Here is a 16,385-nt window from a genome sequence, read left to right on the forward strand (position 1 = left end):
GATTTTACCTTATGTTTTATTTGTTCTATTAGATTTCTAACTGAAAATACCCTAAGGCTTTATGCTAGAAAAAAGAGCCCCGAAGGGCTCAAAAGGGTGACAACTTTAAACTTTGATAAGTACAGATTTATGCTCAGTGTAGGCGGCAATAACTTCCTCGCCCATCTCGCGCCCCAAACCAGAAAGCTTGTAACCGCCAAAAGGCAATACAGGATCTAAAGCACTATGGCAGTTGACCCACACTGAGCCTGATTTAATTTGCGGAATTAAGCGATGCACAGCGGCTAAATCATTTGACCAGATACTCGCGCCTAGGCCGTAGATATTATCATTGGCTAGTTTTACAGCTTCTTCTAAGCTGTCAAAAGGTTGGCAAACCAATACAGGCCCAAAAATTTCTTCCTGCACTAATTTGCTGTCTTGTTTGACATCAGCAATAACCGTAGGGCGTACAAAATAGCCAGGACCAAAGGACTCACCGCCGCATAGAATACGAGCTCCTTCGGCTTTGCCCTGATCAATATAGGCTTGCACATTATTTTGCTGTTTTTTAGACACTAAAGGACCCATGTCGACGCTTGGGTCCATGGCATTGCCTAACTTCATGCCATTGGCAATATCAGCAATGCCTTTAATCACAGTCTCATAGTGTTTCCGATGCACATATAAGCGTGAGCCGGCACTACATACTTGCCCATGATTAAAGAAAATAGCTTGTGCAGCTCCAGCAATGGCTTCTTCTAAATTGGCATCTTCTAAGATTAAAACGGGTGACTTTCCACCTAGCTCTAAGGTCACACGGGTCATATTATCCATGGCTACTTTGCCAATGGTTTGTCCTACTTGTGTTGAGCCAGTAAAAGTGAGCTTATTCACCTGTGGATGGCTTGTTAACGCTGAACCAACAACTGAGCCAGGGCCAGTAATAACGTTAACGACACCAGCCGGATAACCCGCTTCTTTGACTAGCTCAGCCAGTTTTAGCACGCTCAGTGGTGTTTCATCTGCGGGTTTAATAACAATGGTGCAGCCTGTAGCAAGGGCAGGTGCAATTTTCCAGCAGGCTAATAAAAGGGGGAAATTCCAAGCGACAATAGCACCAACCACACCAATAGGCTCACGACGTGTAAAGCCATGAAAGTGTGCATCAGGAATTAAAGGAATGGACGGCTCCACAGTGGTACCACCTAACTTAGTCGCCCAGCCAGCCATATAACGCAAAAAGTCGATACATAGCTGCACGTCCATAGCGCGAGCAACTGCGGCACTTTTACCATTGTTTAGGCATTCTAGTTCGGCTAGCACTTGCCCATCGCGCTCCATTAAATCCGCCAGCTTCCATAATAAATTTTGGCGCTCACGTGGTCGCATACGTGACCAAGGTGAATCGTCAAATGCTTGGCGCGCAGCGGCCACTGCTTTTTCCATATCACTAATACCGCCATGTGCAACACTAGCAATAGGTTCGCCTGTGGCAGGGTTCTTTAGCTCTAGTACTTTACCGCTGTCGGCTTGCACAAATTCATTGTTAATAAATAAAGGGACTTGGCGTTTTAAAAAATCTAAGGTTTTTGAAAGAGGGCTTGCTACAGACATAGTTTTATCTCTTGTTGTGACTGTGTGCGTTGTACAAAGCAAAGCCTGTGCCAAGTTGCTTAGCGCCTTTATTTTTAAGGCTTATTAACCAGTAGCTTAGATTCACCTTCAGTAAGGACTGTTTTTCATTGCGAACAGCCTGTCGCAATGTGAAACACTTGTACTAAAGCAGTGCTTTAGCGATAAGTCGAAGTGAGTAGTGGTCTTGGCTATGTCATCTTGCTGAGCAATCTGTTTAGCAATAAGAAAAAGGTGTTTCAGCTTGCGACAATATGTCTATGAAAATTCTATAAATCATTTTATGAAACCTAAAAAAGGCTAGGTAGTTGTTTGTAACTAATTGAAATATATAGTTATTTTTAATGTTGGCATAAAAATAGCTTAGTAGTTGAAAGAGGATATATCGCTCGCATGCTGCGTTGCTGATCCCTAGTTGTAACAATAAGAATAATGTGGAGGTCTTGATGAAGACAAAACTACGGCAATGCCTGATGCCTAGTCTGCTGTCCTTAGCAGTAGTAGGATTTTCAACGCCTGTGATGGCGGAAGATGTACGTCCAGGGCCGCAAATTGTGCAAGAAACCTGCGCGGTGTGCCACCAAAAACAAGATGACGAAAAACTAAGTCGCATTAGTTTTCAACGTAAAACCCCCGAAGGCTGGCTGATGACGGTAGTACGTATGCAGCAAGCCCATGGCTTAGAGATTAGCAATGCTGAACGGCGCAGTGTGGTTAAGTACTTGGCTGATACGCAAGGCTTAGCACCTAAAGAAACCGAAGGTGTGCGCTATGCGTTAGAGCGTCGTTTAAATACTCAAGAAAGCTTTCGTGAAGAACCTTTAGGCGAAATGTGTGCTCGCTGCCACTCAGGTGCACGTTTTGCGTTGCAACGCCGCCCAGCGGGTGAATGGGAAAAGCTTATCAATTTCCACTTAGGACAATGGCCTTCTTTGGAATATCAAGCACTATCACGCGATCGTGATTGGTTTGATATTGCAACAAAGCAAACGGCTCCAGAAATCGCCAAGCGCTTTCCTTTTGAGTCTGTGGACTGGGACAAATGGAAAAAAGACAAACCAGCTTCTGACAGCCTAAAAGGTACTTGGAGCTTTAGCGGACACTACACAGGTAAAGGTGAAGTGCGCGGCACTATGAGTGTTGAGCCAACCACGAATGACGAATTTAAGGTGCAAGTAACGGGACAATACGCTGATGGCAAGCCGTTTAATGGGGAAGGCACAGCTATTGTTTATAACGGTTATGAGTGGCGCGCCAACATTACTATTGACGGTGTAGTCATGCGTCAAGTGCTATCGGCCGTTAATGGCGAAATGAAAGGGCGCATGTTTGAGCGTCAGCGCGATGAGCGTGGGCTAGACTTTGTTGGCGCACAACAAGGCCAGCAACGCATTCTTGCAGTGCAACCAGCTTATGTAAAAGCCGGTAGCGAAGCCGTAATCACCTTAGTCGGATCAGGACTTTCTGGTACGCCTAGCTTTGCTAAAGGTATCGAAGTGGTCAAAGTCGAGTCTGCCAGTGATACGCAAATGCAGGTGCGCGTGAAGGTGGCAGCAACAGCCGAGCTAGGTATCAATGAAGTCGCAGTTGGTAAAGCCAAAGGCGCTAGCCTTGCGGTCTATAACAGCGTTGAAAGCATTAAAGTAGTACCCGAATATTCTATTGCACGTGTAGGTGGCAACGGCGGTGCGGTAGAAAAAGTAGAAGGGCGTTTTGATGCTGAAGCTTGGGCCGTCAATGCCAAAGGTAAACCTTATCGTATTGGTGTGATGCCAGCTACCTGGTCAGTAGATGCCTGGGATGAAAAGGCCGTGCGCGATCAGGATCTACGCTTTGCAGGTACTATGGACGCTGCCACAGGTGTATTCACACCCAATGGAGCAGGCCCTAACCCAGAACGTAAAATGATGGCCAGCAACGTGGGTAACCTAAAGGTAATTGCTAAGGTTGAGCAAGATGGCAAAACCCATGAAGCACAAAGCCATATGGTTGTCACAGTACAGCGTTGGAATCTTCCACCGATTCCTTAAACGTTTATAACAATAATTAAAGAGGGTGCAATCATGGGTGCGAAGTTGAACTTAGTAGAGCATAACGTGCACGAGGTGCAGGTAGATGCCGCACGCATGCTGTTTCATATTCCAAGTAGTTCGTTGTTCGCTAGCGATGAACTAACCACGAGTGTGATAGCAGGCTTGCGCGCGGGTAGCTGCTCTGAGCAAGAGTTGCAAGCACGTTTAGCTGGGCGTTTTTCGCAGGATGATGTGCAGCAAACACTGCAAGAGCTAATCGCCTTAGAAGTGGTTAGCGATGGGCGACCATTAACCCCTGAAATTCGTAATAAGCGAGTCGAGAAAACAGCATTAAATACCGTAGTGTTAAACGTTAACACAGGCTGTAACCTAAGCTGTACTTATTGCTACAAAGAAGACTTAGATAAGCCTTCTGAAGGCAAAAAGATGAGTTATGAAACAGCAGAAGCTTCGGTTGAAATGCTGTTAAAAGAATCTCCGGATGAACCACGCTACACCGTTGTTTTTTTTGGTGGTGAGCCATTGAGCAATCGCCCATTAATTGAACATATGGTGGATTACTGCGAGCGCCGACTTGGTGCTTTAGGTAAAGGGGTTGATTTTGTGATGACCACTAATGCCACCTTGCTGACTGAAGAAATAGTGGATTACTTAAATGCTCATCGTTTTGGCTTATCAATCAGTATTGATGGACCTAAAACAGTGCATGACCGTAACCGTATTACTGTCGGTGGGCAAGGTACTTATGATGTGGTTCGACGCAAAGTCGATATGTTGCTCTCGCGTTATACCAGCCGACCTGTAGGTGCTCGGGTTACCTTAACCAAAGGCATTACCGATGTTGAAACCATTTGGAATCACTTATTTAACGAAGTAGGTTTTGCTGAAGTAGGTTTTGCACCTGTGACAACAGGTGATATCAGCAGTTTTAACCTTAGCGCTGAAGAAGTGGCTCAAGTGTTTGACAACATGAAAGCCTTGGGGCGTCGTTATCTTGAAGCCGCACTACGCAACGAAAATACAGGCTTCTCTAACTTGCACCAAATGATTACGGATATTCACGAAGGCCATAAGAAATTATTACCTTGTGGCGCAGGCTTAAAAATGCTGGCGGTTGATCATAAAGGCGAATTAAATCTTTGCCATCGCTTTACAGGCTCAAGCTTGCCAACATTTGGTAACGTGCATGAACAAGGTGTCAAACAAGCCGAGCTAAATGACTTTTTGTCGGTGCGTTTAGACCGTACGAATACGGGCTGTCAAACCTGTCGTATCCGCAATCTTTGCTCAGGCGGTTGTTACCACGAAAGCTATGCTCGCTTTGGCGACCCAACGCACCCAACCTATCACTATTGCGAACTAATGCGCGACTGGGTGGATTTTGGTATCGAAGTTTATAGCCGAATTATGGCGCATAACCCAGATTTCATTACCACGCATATCACACCGCGCAAGGGGCATTAATTATGAAACATCTAAAGCCAATTAATAATAAAGCACAGCATCTAACCCAAGCGGTGGCTGAAGATCGTCAAGACGAAATTTTGGCCATGAGTGTTGTAGCAGGCTGTACAGCTACTGTCGACCCAGGTTGGGAGGTTGATGCTTTTGGTGGTATTAGCTCGTTATGCCAGCCGATGGAAGCCGATCTTTATGGCTGTGCTGACCCATGCTGGTGGCCAGCACAGCTGCCAGACATTATGAGCACGCACCCTAACTGGAATAAAGATGCAGCTGACTCCGCCACTGACTGGCGCAACCTGCAAACGATTTTCCCTGAAGACGTGTAACGCTTGGCATGAGGAATAACTATGAACAATAAGAAAATGTGGTTAGGCGCAAGCTTTGCAGCGCTGTATTTAGCCAGTGCAGGCGCTTATGCATTAAATGAAAGCAAGCCATTAAGCAAAGGCACTGAGTATTTAGCTGTGGCTAACTATCCAGACAACCTACATATTATTGATGTAACCAAGGATAAACTTGTTAAAACCTGCAAAATTCCGGGTAAGTTTGGCCCAGGAACAGTAGTAATGAGCCCAGATAAAAACCGTGCCTATGTGCTAGGTAATGGGTTTAGTGAAGTCTTTGGTTTTAATGTCGACAACTGTGAAATAGAATTTCGCGCTAAATTCTCGCAGCAGCGTAATGAAGAAGCACGCTCTATGTTCTCATTTACGGTGAGTGCGGATGGCAAAGAAGTCTATGTAGTAAACAACCCTGTGCTTAAATTCAGTGAGCATTATGAAGTTAAGCAGCCGCGTTTATTTGTATATGACGCCAATGGAGGGACGGACGCTAAGCCTATTCGTAAATTCCCAATGCCACGCCAAATGTACATTATGCAAGCAGCGGATGATGGTTCAATTTACATTGCAGGCGCGGATATCTACAAAGTAGATGTTCATACTGGAAAGTATGAGGTTGCCATTCCTGTACGTAACTGGAAACGTGAAAACTATGGTGCGCCTGACGTACTCTACTTCTGGCCGCATCAGCAAAAAAATCGTGATTTTAGTATTTTGTATACAGCACCTAAATTCAAAGATGCCAAGCAAGATATGGAAACCGCAGACTTTAAGTATGGTTTTTACAATGTGAATTTAGCCACAGGCAAAACTGAAACTATCGATTTTGCGCCTGTTGAGGAAATTTATTTCACAGGTTATCGCGATCCAAAAGACAGCAATACCATGTTTGCTGTGTTAAATCGCCTAACCAAATACGACATTAAAGGTGAAAAACTGTTACAAGCGCAGGAATTAGACCATACCTACTACTGCATAACCTTTAATGATAAAGCCGACAAAATGTACCTTGTGGGGACCCTGAATGACATTAGTATTCATGACCCGCAAAGTTTGAAAAAAATCGGCAGTATTAAGCTTCCAGGTGGCGATATGGCTATTACCACAGCACAAACCTTTATCCGCTAATCCCCTTACCGTGAGTTCTGCCGTGCAGGCTCACGGGTTCTTTCCTAAACAACAAAAATAACGATTAGGAGTGTTTATGCACAAGCGCTCAATGCTTTCTTGCGCCTTAATTTCGCTGCTAGCTGTAGCCAATGCAGGTGCTTATGAGCTGTATAAAGATGACGAAAGCTACCTCAATGTTGATATTTCCGCTGCTTTTGGTCTGTTTCATAGCCAGAAAAATTATGCTGCTATTAATCCAGAGCAAAAAGCAGGTTCAAGTAGCTGGCGTGAAGGCTATATCAAATATGGTTTTTCAGCAGGCCATAAACTAGTAGATGAATCTGAACTAAGTGCTGGTCTAGCTTGGGTTAGCTCAGGTACTTGGGGTGACGGTGATGCTGCGGGTTTAACCAATGGTAAAGAGCGAAGAACCCATGTGGAAGATGCATGGTTGCGCTGGAAATCGGGCAACTTGGCACCCATGCTAGGTGAGGATGGGGTTGATATTTCGTTTGGACGCCAGTTTGCTGCTGTCGGTAGCGGTTTTTTAATTTATGGTGATCCGGTCAATATGGGAGAGGGCGTTGCTGCAGGGGATTTAAATCGTGGCGGTGCTTATTACCTTGCTGCGCGCAATAACTTTGCACGCACCGCTATTTTGCGTTTAGGTGGTGCAAGCGGTTGGCGTGGTGATTTAATGTATTTAAAGTCAGATAACCGTGCGCAAGCAAAAACCGCACTCTATGTCGCAAATCTTGAACATGTAGGGGAAACCTCCACCCTAGGGTTAACTTACATAAAAGGGCAGGATGTTGATAAAAACTACGCCGATGATAACCAGCTAGAACGCAAAGGCATGAAGGTTTACAGCTTGCGTGGCAATACCAGTTTAGGTATAGAAGGTTTAGATCTTGCAGGCGAATATGCATGGCAAAAAAAACGTCATGGCGATAAAGAAAATGCATGGTTTGCTCAAGCTAGCTGGCAATTTAACGAGGTAGCATGGCAGCCTAAAACAACCTATCGCTATAGCCGCTTCTCTAAGGAGTTTGATCCATTATTTTTTGGATTAAGCACAGGTTTTGGTAGTTGGTTCCAAGGCGAAGTGGCGGCCAATTATGCGGGGCCATTTAACAGCAATACACAGGTCCATCATTTAGGTTTTACAGCGCAACCGCACGAGGCGGTGACTATCGGGGCCTTAGCATTTAACTTCTCAACTTTGCAGAAAAAGCTAGGTGATTTATCAGGAAACGAGATTGATTTGTATGCACAATGGGATGTGAACGAGCATCTGTCAATTATTCCTGTGGTGGGTTGGTACAAGCCGAAAAAAGATGTGAATCACGGCGGCGCTCAACTAAAGAATAATCAGACTAACCTATATAGCCAATTGCTTTTTATGACGCAATTTTAAAGGATGGTGTAAGTATTCTATAAAGGAAAACGTCATGCAGCACATTGTGGTTTTAGGTGCAGGTCCTGCGGGAGCTGTCTGCGCCTTGGGGTTACACAAGTTGGGCTACCTTGTTACTGTGGTATCCAGTAAACGCAGTTTTGCTGCGCTAGAAGGGGTTTCTCAGCGCGTGCTGCATGCTTTTCAGCAAGCAGGGCTAGATTTAGCCCTTGCTACAGTTAATCAATCCTGTGCTCGCCATGTTATTTGGAATGGGCAAGAAAGTGCACAGAACCATGAATTCTTGCTTGATCGCCCTGTTTTTGATCAAGCTATTATTGCTCAATTAAAACAAGCTGGTATTCCTGTTATTGAAAAAAGCGCCGTACAAGTGCAAGCCGTTAGCGCCGGTTTTAGCGTGCAATTAAAAGACGGGCAAGCACTACATGCCGACTTTTTAGTGGAAGCGCGTGGTCGGCAAGCGCCTGCTTCAGGTAAAGGTTTAAGAGGGCCAGAAACCATCAGTTTGCTTAACCGTTGGCAAGCGACTCAAGGTGAAGCTAAAACCGCAGTGACCAGCTTGCCAGATGGCTGGAGCTGGATGGCACAATTGCCCGATGGGCGTTGTTATTGGCAAATTACCTTAGATGTTGCCAGCGCCAATCTACCCAACAAAGATCAACTCTTGGATTACTGCAACCAACGCCGTAAAGCCTGCATCTTAAGCCAGCAATTCTTTGCTCAAAGCCCACGTCAAGGTATCGATCTACACGCACGTAGCAGCACCTCAACATTAAGCCAAATAGCCGTTGGCGATAACTGGATTCGGATTGGTGATGCCGCCATGGCGGTTGATCCTTTATCAGGCAATGGCGCTTTTCAGTCTTTATCTTCTGCTTTACAAGCGCCTGCCGTGATTCACACATTACTTAGCAAACCAGAACATAAAAAACTCGCCCAAAGCTTTCATCAAAGCCGCATTGAAAACCTATTTATGCGCTTTGCCCGCTTAGGCCGCGATTTTTACGCGCAAGAACAACAATGGCAAAGCAACCCATTTTGGCAAAAGCGCAGCACTTGGCCAGACAACCAACCTATGCACCTAGTTACCCGCCTAGAACAGTTGCAAATAGCCACGCGTCCTGTCTTGCAGAGTAATTTAATTGTGGCAAAAGAGGTAGTTATAACTCCAGATCAGCCATTAGGTATTTGGCATCTTGAAGGCATCGAACTGGCTGGCTTTGTACAACAAATAAAACGGCAAGGACTAGCACAGGCATTACGAAATTATGAGCCACAACAACAAAAGATTTTGCAACATTGGTTTAATACAGTGATTAACCAAGCTTAGCCTTATTTGGCGCTACTCTGTCAGCGACTGTATATCAACCTAAATAGTGTGGACGAATCTATGTATAAGACATTAAGCATTTTAGCCGCAGCCACTGTGCTTGCAACAGGCTGCATGACGTTATCAGGCAGTTATGAAGTGATCGCCTATGATCAACAAGGAAATAGGTTACTGCCGCAATCTCAAATGAAAGCACACGGCACAGGAATTTACACCGTCCGTAATGCAGTTTGCGAGTCTTTACGTGGTGAAAAAGCCATAGTACGTATGTACGATACTGATACAGGAAAGGAAGTAAGAAGCGAAAGTCCTTATCATTGTAAAGAATAAATAGAGTTAAACCCTATCTATTGAGTAGGGTTTTTATGTATAAAATACTTAGTAGTAATAGTCTGAGCCACTGAAGTCTTACCAACATTAAGCATAGAGTATTTTGACAGTTGAGGAGTTTAAGGGACATAGTTAAAGGCTTGGTAATTTTATCTTTAATACCTAACGTTACCTTATTATTTCAAAGTGTAGCTGCCAATTTTAGCCAGCTCCTTTGTACTGTAACGCATGGGAGTGTTTAGGCTTAGGTAGCTTAGTCATAGTTCCTATAATTTTATGGTGCTGTAAAGCATATAGTAGAACTATTTATGGATCGTTAGCTGCATTTTTAATTTTTTCTTAGGGTATTACTGTTGGTATTTGTCTTTGGACTCGAAAGGAAATAATGGATTAGCAGTTTTGCTTTATTTGACATCACTACCAAGTGGATATGTAGGCTCTTTTTTATCGGTTATTATTAGTTATAAATTAGATAGAAATTATTTTTTATTTGGTTTTTCTATTTCTTTTTAGGTATTTTTATAGGCGTTTTTTATAATTTAATAGCTCATTAAATTATACTTTAATTATATTTTTAACTTTTTTTATTGCTTCATTAAGTAATAAGTTCGTTTTCCTCAAACTCTAAAAAGTCTTCATGTAAACCTTGGATGGGGCGATCTGTTGTCATTCCATGCTCATCTGTTTCTACTAGTAGCCAGCCTACTTTATCTTGTTCTAGGTTGTAGTTGCCTTCATCAAGCAAATCAATAACCTGGCCAATTAAGCCTTTACCATAATCATGTAAGAAATAAGCAATGTTTTGCTCTCCGAGAAGCTCGCATAGTTTTTCATAAACCACAACTGATTCAGGTTTTTGCGTGCCATTAGCTAGCTTTTCACAAAGGGCTTGGTATTCAGGCGCTACACTACAGCCAATATCACCGGCATAACTGAGGTTGCCTTGAATATCGTTATGTAACTGGGTAAGGTTTTTTAACATAAGAAAGCGCCCAAATTGCGCAATGTTTTCGCTAATTTCGCTGCTTGCCCAGCTTTTTGGGTTTTTCGCCCCAGCTTGCTTGAGGCGGTTTATAAGGTCTTCACGTTTGCTGTTCATTCATTGATTACTCGTATTTAGGTGGATGAAAATAGCCTGCCTTAGTAAGCTGGGAACAGTGTAAAACTATCTAAATAGCAGCAATAGTTTTAATACGGATGCTATTTAGTGCCTAAAAATAGATTTTGATGGGCTAAAGTTATTTCTTTTAAGTACTCCCATAATACACGAATACGTTTTAGTTGGCGTACTTCCTCACGGCACGAAATCCAAAAACTATTATTGACTACAATCTGATCAGTTAATAGGGGCACAAGGTTGGTGTCTTGCTCCGCAATAAAACATGGCAAAATTGCAAGATGTTGCCCTTGTAAGGCGGCGTAATATTGCCCAATAACTCCTGTGCAAGTTAAAGGTGTTTGTGGGTGGGCAATGTATTTTTGCAAATAGGATAATTCATTACTAAACGTAAGGTCTTCAACATAGTTAATGAATTGGTGTTTTGCTAGATCATTGATGCTATTAATGGGTAAATTGTTAGCTAAATAGCTTTTACTTGCATATAAACGTAAACGGTAATCACAGAGTTTGCTACTAACATAAGGCCCCCGTGCTGGGCGTTCAAGGGTGATGGCGATATCGGCTTCACGCTTAGATAAACTGACAAAGTGTGGAACAGCCAGCACGTCTAAATAAATCATTGGGTATTCTTTTTGGAATGCTGCTAATTGGGGCATAAGAAAAAAAGCGCCTAAGCCTTCTGTGCAACCAATACGAACTTTGCCTGTTAAAGAGCTGGCAGTGCCTGATACTTCTTCAAATGCGGAAAGCATCAGACTTTCGATGGATTCAGCGTGTTGTAGCAAAGCTTGTCCCTCAGACGTTAGGATAAAGCCAGCCTGCCGTGATTTTTCAAAAAGTAATGTATTTAAGCTTTTTTCAAGAGCGTTAATTTTCCGTGAAACTGTCGTGTAGTCTACCTCAAGACGGCGTGCTGCTTGGCTTGCAGTACGAGTGCGTGAAACTTCTAAAAAGAATTTTAGGTCATTCCAATTTAATTTACTCAGGAGGTTGCTAGTTTTTTGCATAATGAACCTGCTTTTTTGTCTGTTTTTGTAGCAAGAGTGCATATCTATACTCAAGTTGACAACAAAAACAACAGCCGCTCATCTACCCAAATAGGACAGCATGGAATGCAATGGTAGGCAGTCTGAGCAGTTACGTACTTCTTTACTACAACAATAAACACGTACAAAAACGGAAAAGGAAGCACTATGGCACATGAAATCTATGCAAGGATTAGAAAAAATCCTAAGTTCCATCAACTGGTAAAAACACGTACACGATTTGCGGTTGTCTTAAGCATTATTGTTTGCGCTATTTTTTACGGTTTTGTTTTGCTGGTCGCTTTTGACCCCGAGCTGATCGGTAAACGCCTTGGCTCAAGTTATATCACTATAGGTATTGCAGCAGGCTTGTTTCAGTTTATTTTCTTTTGGTTGCTGATTTGGTGGTATGTGTATCGCGCCAATGGTGAGTTTGATCGTTTAAACGAGGAAATCATCTCAGAAGCAGAACAAGGAAAATAAGCACATGAAAATAATAATTAAATTAAGTGCAGCTGTCGTATTGGCAAGTTTTAGCTCATTGGCTAGTGCTGCACAGGGTGGAACTAATATTCCTGCAATCAGTATGTTTTTTGCCTTTGTAGTGATGACGCTAGGCATCACTTACTGGGCAGCACGCAGAACTAAATCAACCTCAGAGTTCTATACTGCTGGCGGTGGTATTAAAGGTTGGCAAAATGGCTTAGCCATTGCTGGTGACTATATGTCAGCAGCCACCTTACTTGGCTTAACAGCGATGTTATACACCACAGGCTTGGACTCATATTTTTATATGATTGCCTTCTTTGTGGGTTGGCCAGTCATTCTATTTTTAATGGCTGAGCGTTTGCGTAACCTAGGGCGCTTCACTTTTGTTGATATCACCTCATATCGCTTGAATCAGGGCAAAATTCGTACCATGGCGGCTATTAGCTCATTGATTGTGGTGTGTTTCTATTTGGTTGCACAAATGGTCGGAGCTGGGCAGTTAATTAAGCTGTTATTTGGCCTTGATTATAATGTGGCACTTTTTATTGTCGGCATTCTGATGATCGTATATGTCACCTTTGGCGGTATGGTGGCTACAACGTGGGTGCAGATTATTAAGGCGTGCATGTTGTTATCAGGTGGCACATTAGTCATGGTTTTATCCTTAACCTATTTTGGTTTTAACTATGAAAAACTCATGACAGAAGCTATTAGTGTGCATTCACTGAAAGAGCGTTTAGTTTACCCAGGGAGCTTTCTTTCTGATCCTGTAACCTCTATTTCGCTTGGCTTAGGCTTGATGTTTGGTACTGCAGGTTTACCTCATATTTTGATGCGTTTCTTCACTGTTGGTAATGCTAAGGAAGCACGTAAATCAGTATTGTGGGCCTCGGCTTGTGTTGCTTACTTTTTCAATGTTATCGCGATACTAGGCTTAGCTGCCATTGTCATTGTTGGGCAAAATCCAGAGTTTTTTGAAGATGGCAACCTAGGTGGAAAAATCATTGGTGGTGGCAACATGGTTGCTCTACATCTGGCGAAGGCCGTAGGCGGGGATATGCTGCTGGGCTTTTTATCGGCAGTAGCTTTTGCAACTATTCTGGCTGTTGTTGCAGGTTTGGCATTAGCGGGGGCTTCAGCCATTGCCCATGATTTATACGCACAAGTTTATAAACGCGGGCAGGCAACAGAAAAAGAAGAACTGAAAATGACCCGATTAGCTACAATTAGCTTAGGTGTGGTAGCTATTTTGTTAGGTATCGCCTTTGAAACCATGAACGTAGCCTTTATGGCGGGTATGGCGTTTGGGGTTGCTGCTTCTGCTAACTTCCCTGTGTTAATTCTTTCTATGTACTGGAAAAACTTAACTACATGCGGTGCAATGGCGGGTGGCTATGCTGGGTTATTTAGCGCAGTAACCTTTGTGCTCTTATCTAAGTCAGTATGGGTTGATGTATTTGGCTTTACTCAGGCGATCTTCCCTTATACGCAGCCTGCGCTTTTCTCCATGCCTATTGCCTTTGCTTTAGCCTACTTTGTTTCTAAAGCAGATAAGTCTAAAGAAGCGATGGCAGAGCGTGAAGCTTTCGCAGATCAGTATGTGCGTGCACAAACGGGGGTAGGCGCGAGTGGTGCGTCAGCGCATTAATATTATTAAAAGTGCATAAAATAAAAACGCCATTATATGGCGTTTTTATTTCTATGGTTGCAATGTCTAGAAATAATATAATTTTCATATATTGTTAGTATTTTAATTTTTGTAAGTGATTGATAACCAATAATTATTATTGTGTTTCTATATGGGGGTGTTGTTTGGTCTGATTTTTAAACGAATAAATGTTGAAAAAAATAGAACTGCATCTATTTTTATTTGTGACTTTATTCGCGCAATTTTATCAATTTACTTTAGTTTTTAGGAATTGATTCTATTGCTTTGGTAGATAGTGTCTAAGGCACTAAGGGAGTTTATATGTTCAAAAAATGGAATTTTGTTTTTCCTTTAAGTGCTTTAGCTGTTATGTCAACGGCTTACTCAGCGGCTCACACATTATCCCCAAATGAAATTTACAGCTATGGAGCCGCTACTGGAATAGGGTTTAGTGGAGGTTATATTGCGATCACTAGTGCTGACAACCAAGTTTTTAGGGCAGTCAAAGATACTAAAGGCTACAACCTAGAGTCGTTGCAAAGTGTCGTCACGGATAAGATTATTTATGCAAAGGCGAATGCCGTTTCAGCGGATGGCAGCGCTTTGGTTGGTGGTTATGCAATACGTAAGACAGATCCTGATAGTGTAGGCGTGTATCATCCAGCTCAACCTGAATATAAAACACAAGCCTATATTTGGGATAAGGACCATATCACTGTTATAGAAGGCTTTAGATTTCCAACTTTCCCAGGTGTACCAGATATCTTCCCTGCATATCACGATACCTATCGTGATGAAGCTACTGCTATTAGCGCCGATAAAAATACAGTCGTTGGTAATACGCGTTTTTACTGGACTGATTTTTGGAATAACAGTCCAGAGGAGGAATCCCGTGCTTTTATTTGGAACAGGGCGACCGCTACTAGTAGTGAGGTTGGTTTTTTAAACACTAAAGATCCTAGCATTACGCATATGAGCCAAGTTGCTACAGGAATTTCAGCCGATGGCAGTAAAGTTGTAGGTCAATCACGTCGTAGTAGTACGGCTGAACGTGCCTATCTATGGACGGTAGGTGATGCGACCGCTATTGATTTGGGAACATTGCAAGCGAATAGCCTGACAAGTAACACAGGAAACTCCTATGCAAGCGCTATTTCAGGGGATGGCAAAACCATTGTGGGCTGGGCGGATAACGATGCTGGACAGCAAATAGCTTTCCATTGGCAAGTGTCTACAGGAATGCTTGCGCTTGGCACTCTAGGCAATGATATAAAATCAAAGGCCAATGCGGTGTCTGATGATGGAAAGATTATTGTAGGTAACTCGTATAACGCAGCTAATGAGTCAAGCGCATTCTATTGGCAGAAAACAGAGTCTGCTAATGGCACTATGACTCAGTTGGCTCACTTGACTGGTCAGACTAGCTCAGAAGCTAATGCAGTTAGTAAGGATGGAAAAGTTGTGGTGGGCACATCAGGCGGGCGAGCAACCGCTTGGCTAGAGAATAAAAATAAACCTATCGATATTATTGATCACAATAACTCCATTAATAAAGTGGCAGAAGATACTTATCGCTTAATTGATTTATACCGCGCCCGTCTTAGCCGCCTTAGCGACAGTCGCTGTGAGTTAGGAGAGCAAAATTATTGTATAGGCGGCTTTAGCAACTATAACCAAACGAGCGGAAACTCTTTGGATTATTCAGGGGTATATTCTAGTGTGAGACTCAGTCAAAATTGGCAGGCAGGGTTAAGTTTAGATTTTATGCTATATGACTCATTAAGCTCAACTTACCGCACGCGTTCTAATGACCTTCCAGGTTTAGGTGCTTTTATTCGTTATCAACAAAACAGTGAGCAAATTGGCTTTAATGTTGATTTTAGTTTAGCTAGCCATTCTCAAAAGTTAACTGCGTATCGCGCTAAAAAAACGAATACTGAAACAGGTAAAGGTAGTACTAAACTTACAGGTAAGACCCTTAATTTAGAAGTTGCTTATGGCATTAAGTTAAGTGAGCAGGTCACTGTTTTACCAACTATTGGCGTTCGATATATCAAAACAGAGCGCGATGCTTATGCCGAAAGTCAACGCTTACAGCTACCAGTTAACTACTCTAAAGTAGCAGTGAATGAAACAAGTTTAAAATTGGGTTCAGCGTTCGAATATCAAGCAAGCCATGATATGTTGCTTTATGCCGATGCCGGTACCTATATAAAGCTGCATAGAAAACATGATGAGTTCACTGCTCAGGTTCCTTATAACTTAGGTGGAGGCTTCATTAGTCGAGGTAAAACGCAAGGTACCCAGCCCTATATTAATACAGGTGTACAATTTGCAGTTTCACCCGCCAGTAGTGTTCAGTTTGACTTAGGTTGGAGTAAAGAGGTTTATAAAAACAGCACCTATACACTAGGCTTAGGCTATCAATATCGTTTTTAAATAATTTTCATTGAAGTAAAAGAGC

The 16,385-nt window shown here is 42.9% G+C and carries 13 protein-coding genes; 10 read left to right on the plus strand and 3 right to left on the minus strand.

Annotated features, from left to right (window positions below; translation table 11 throughout):
• Positions 1 to 105: 105 nt before the first annotated feature.
• Entirely contained in the window at positions 106 to 1,596 is a 1,491-nt protein-coding gene (locus VQ643_RS06795) for an aldehyde dehydrogenase family protein (RefSeq protein ID WP_414198681.1), read from the minus strand.
• Between the two features lie 464 nt (positions 1,597 to 2,060).
• On the opposite strand from VQ643_RS06795, the gene peaA reads away from it, so the two are divergent.
• From peaA to VQ643_RS06830, 7 genes are all read left to right on the plus strand, one after another.
• Positions 2,061 to 3,644: a quinohemoprotein amine dehydrogenase subunit alpha gene (gene peaA, locus VQ643_RS06800; RefSeq protein WP_414198683.1), complete on the plus strand. Its 1,584-nt coding sequence runs from the start codon at positions 2,061 to 2,063 to the stop codon at positions 3,642 to 3,644.
• A 33-nt stretch (positions 3,645 to 3,677) separates the two neighbouring features.
• Complete coding sequence (gene peaB / locus VQ643_RS06805) at positions 3,678 to 5,111, plus strand: quinohemoprotein amine dehydrogenase maturation protein (protein WP_414198685.1); 1,434 nt, start codon at positions 3,678 to 3,680, stop codon at positions 5,109 to 5,111.
• 2 nt (positions 5,112 to 5,113) lie between these two features.
• Positions 5,114 to 5,437 carry a quinohemoprotein amine dehydrogenase subunit gamma gene (gene qhpC, locus VQ643_RS06810; RefSeq protein WP_414198687.1) on the plus strand — a complete coding sequence of 108 codons (324 nt, stop codon included), beginning with the start codon at positions 5,114 to 5,116 and terminating at the stop codon, positions 5,435 to 5,437.
• A gap of 21 nt (positions 5,438 to 5,458) precedes the next feature.
• Positions 5,459 to 6,580, plus strand: a complete 1,122-nt coding sequence (peaD, locus tag VQ643_RS06815; protein WP_414198689.1) for a quinohemoprotein amine dehydrogenase subunit beta — start codon at positions 5,459 to 5,461, stop codon at positions 6,578 to 6,580.
• Positions 6,581 to 6,656: 76 nt separating this feature from the next.
• The gene (locus tag VQ643_RS06820) at positions 6,657 to 7,979 is read left to right on the plus strand and encodes a hypothetical protein (RefSeq protein WP_414198690.1); all 1,323 of its coding nucleotides are present in this window, start codon (positions 6,657 to 6,659) and stop codon (positions 7,977 to 7,979) included.
• 34 nt (positions 7,980 to 8,013) lie between these two features.
• A complete protein-coding gene (locus VQ643_RS06825) occupies positions 8,014 to 9,309 on the plus strand; it encodes an NAD(P)/FAD-dependent oxidoreductase (protein ID WP_414198692.1) in 1,296 nt (431 codons plus the stop codon).
• Positions 9,310 to 9,369: 60 nt separating this feature from the next.
• The gene (locus VQ643_RS06830) at positions 9,370 to 9,639 is read left to right on the plus strand and encodes a hypothetical protein (protein ID WP_414198693.1); all 270 of its coding nucleotides are present in this window, start codon (positions 9,370 to 9,372) and stop codon (positions 9,637 to 9,639) included.
• A gap of 595 nt (positions 9,640 to 10,234) precedes the next feature.
• Here the strand turns inward: VQ643_RS06830 and VQ643_RS06835 are convergent.
• Positions 10,235 to 10,738 (minus strand): hypothetical protein, encoded by a 504-nt coding sequence (locus VQ643_RS06835; RefSeq protein ID WP_414198694.1) that lies wholly within the window; start codon positions 10,736 to 10,738, stop codon positions 10,235 to 10,237.
• 101 nt (positions 10,739 to 10,839) lie between these two features.
• Entirely contained in the window at positions 10,840 to 11,766 is a 927-nt protein-coding gene (locus tag VQ643_RS06840; RefSeq protein ID WP_414198696.1) for a LysR family transcriptional regulator, read from the minus strand.
• 186 nt (positions 11,767 to 11,952) lie between these two features.
• On the opposite strand from VQ643_RS06840, the gene VQ643_RS06845 reads away from it, so the two are divergent.
• The 3 genes from VQ643_RS06845 (at position 11,953) to VQ643_RS06855 (ending at position 16,360) form a co-directional block, all read left to right on the plus strand.
• Positions 11,953 to 12,267: a DUF485 domain-containing protein gene (locus tag VQ643_RS06845; RefSeq protein ID WP_414198697.1), complete on the plus strand. Its 315-nt coding sequence runs from the start codon at positions 11,953 to 11,955 to the stop codon at positions 12,265 to 12,267.
• 4 nt (positions 12,268 to 12,271) lie between these two features.
• Entirely contained in the window at positions 12,272 to 13,921 is a 1,650-nt protein-coding gene (locus VQ643_RS06850; RefSeq protein ID WP_414198699.1) for a cation acetate symporter, read from the plus strand.
• Positions 13,922 to 14,242: 321 nt separating this feature from the next.
• Complete coding sequence (locus VQ643_RS06855) at positions 14,243 to 16,360, plus strand: autotransporter domain-containing protein (RefSeq protein ID WP_414198700.1); 2,118 nt, start codon at positions 14,243 to 14,245, stop codon at positions 16,358 to 16,360.
• Positions 16,361 to 16,385 lie beyond the last annotated feature (25 nt).

The sequence above is a fragment of the Pseudomonas sp. F1_0610 genome (genome assembly GCF_047470865.1).
Classification (GTDB): domain Bacteria; phylum Pseudomonadota; class Gammaproteobacteria; order Pseudomonadales; family Pseudomonadaceae; genus JAZDRH01.

Bases quoted from the DNA above. Each gene is read 5' to 3' on its own strand.
- VQ643_RS06795 (WP_414198681.1), bottom strand. From the start codon at position 1,596: ATGTCTGTAGCAAGCCCTCTTTCAAAAACCTTAGATTTTTTAAAACGC.
- VQ643_RS06830 (WP_414198693.1), top strand. From the start codon at position 9,370: ATGTATAAGACATTAAGCATTTTAGCCGCAGCCACTGTGCTTGCAACA.
- VQ643_RS06845 (WP_414198697.1), top strand. From the start codon at position 11,953: ATGGCACATGAAATCTATGCAAGGATTAGAAAAAATCCTAAGTTCCAT.
- VQ643_RS06820 (WP_414198690.1), top strand. From the start codon at position 6,657: ATGCACAAGCGCTCAATGCTTTCTTGCGCCTTAATTTCGCTGCTAGCT.
- peaB (WP_414198685.1), top strand. From the start codon at position 3,678: ATGGGTGCGAAGTTGAACTTAGTAGAGCATAACGTGCACGAGGTGCAG.
- VQ643_RS06835 (WP_414198694.1), bottom strand. From the start codon at position 10,738: ATGAACAGCAAACGTGAAGACCTTATAAACCGCCTCAAGCAAGCTGGG.
- qhpC (WP_414198687.1), top strand. From the start codon at position 5,114: ATGAAACATCTAAAGCCAATTAATAATAAAGCACAGCATCTAACCCAA.
- VQ643_RS06840 (WP_414198696.1), bottom strand. From the start codon at position 11,766: ATGCAAAAAACTAGCAACCTCCTGAGTAAATTAAATTGGAATGACCTA.
- peaA (WP_414198683.1), top strand. From the start codon at position 2,061: ATGAAGACAAAACTACGGCAATGCCTGATGCCTAGTCTGCTGTCCTTA.
- VQ643_RS06850 (WP_414198699.1), top strand. From the start codon at position 12,272: ATGAAAATAATAATTAAATTAAGTGCAGCTGTCGTATTGGCAAGTTTT.
- peaD (WP_414198689.1), top strand. From the start codon at position 5,459: ATGAACAATAAGAAAATGTGGTTAGGCGCAAGCTTTGCAGCGCTGTAT.
- VQ643_RS06825 (WP_414198692.1), top strand. From the start codon at position 8,014: ATGCAGCACATTGTGGTTTTAGGTGCAGGTCCTGCGGGAGCTGTCTGC.
- VQ643_RS06855 (WP_414198700.1), top strand. From the start codon at position 14,243: ATGTTCAAAAAATGGAATTTTGTTTTTCCTTTAAGTGCTTTAGCTGTT.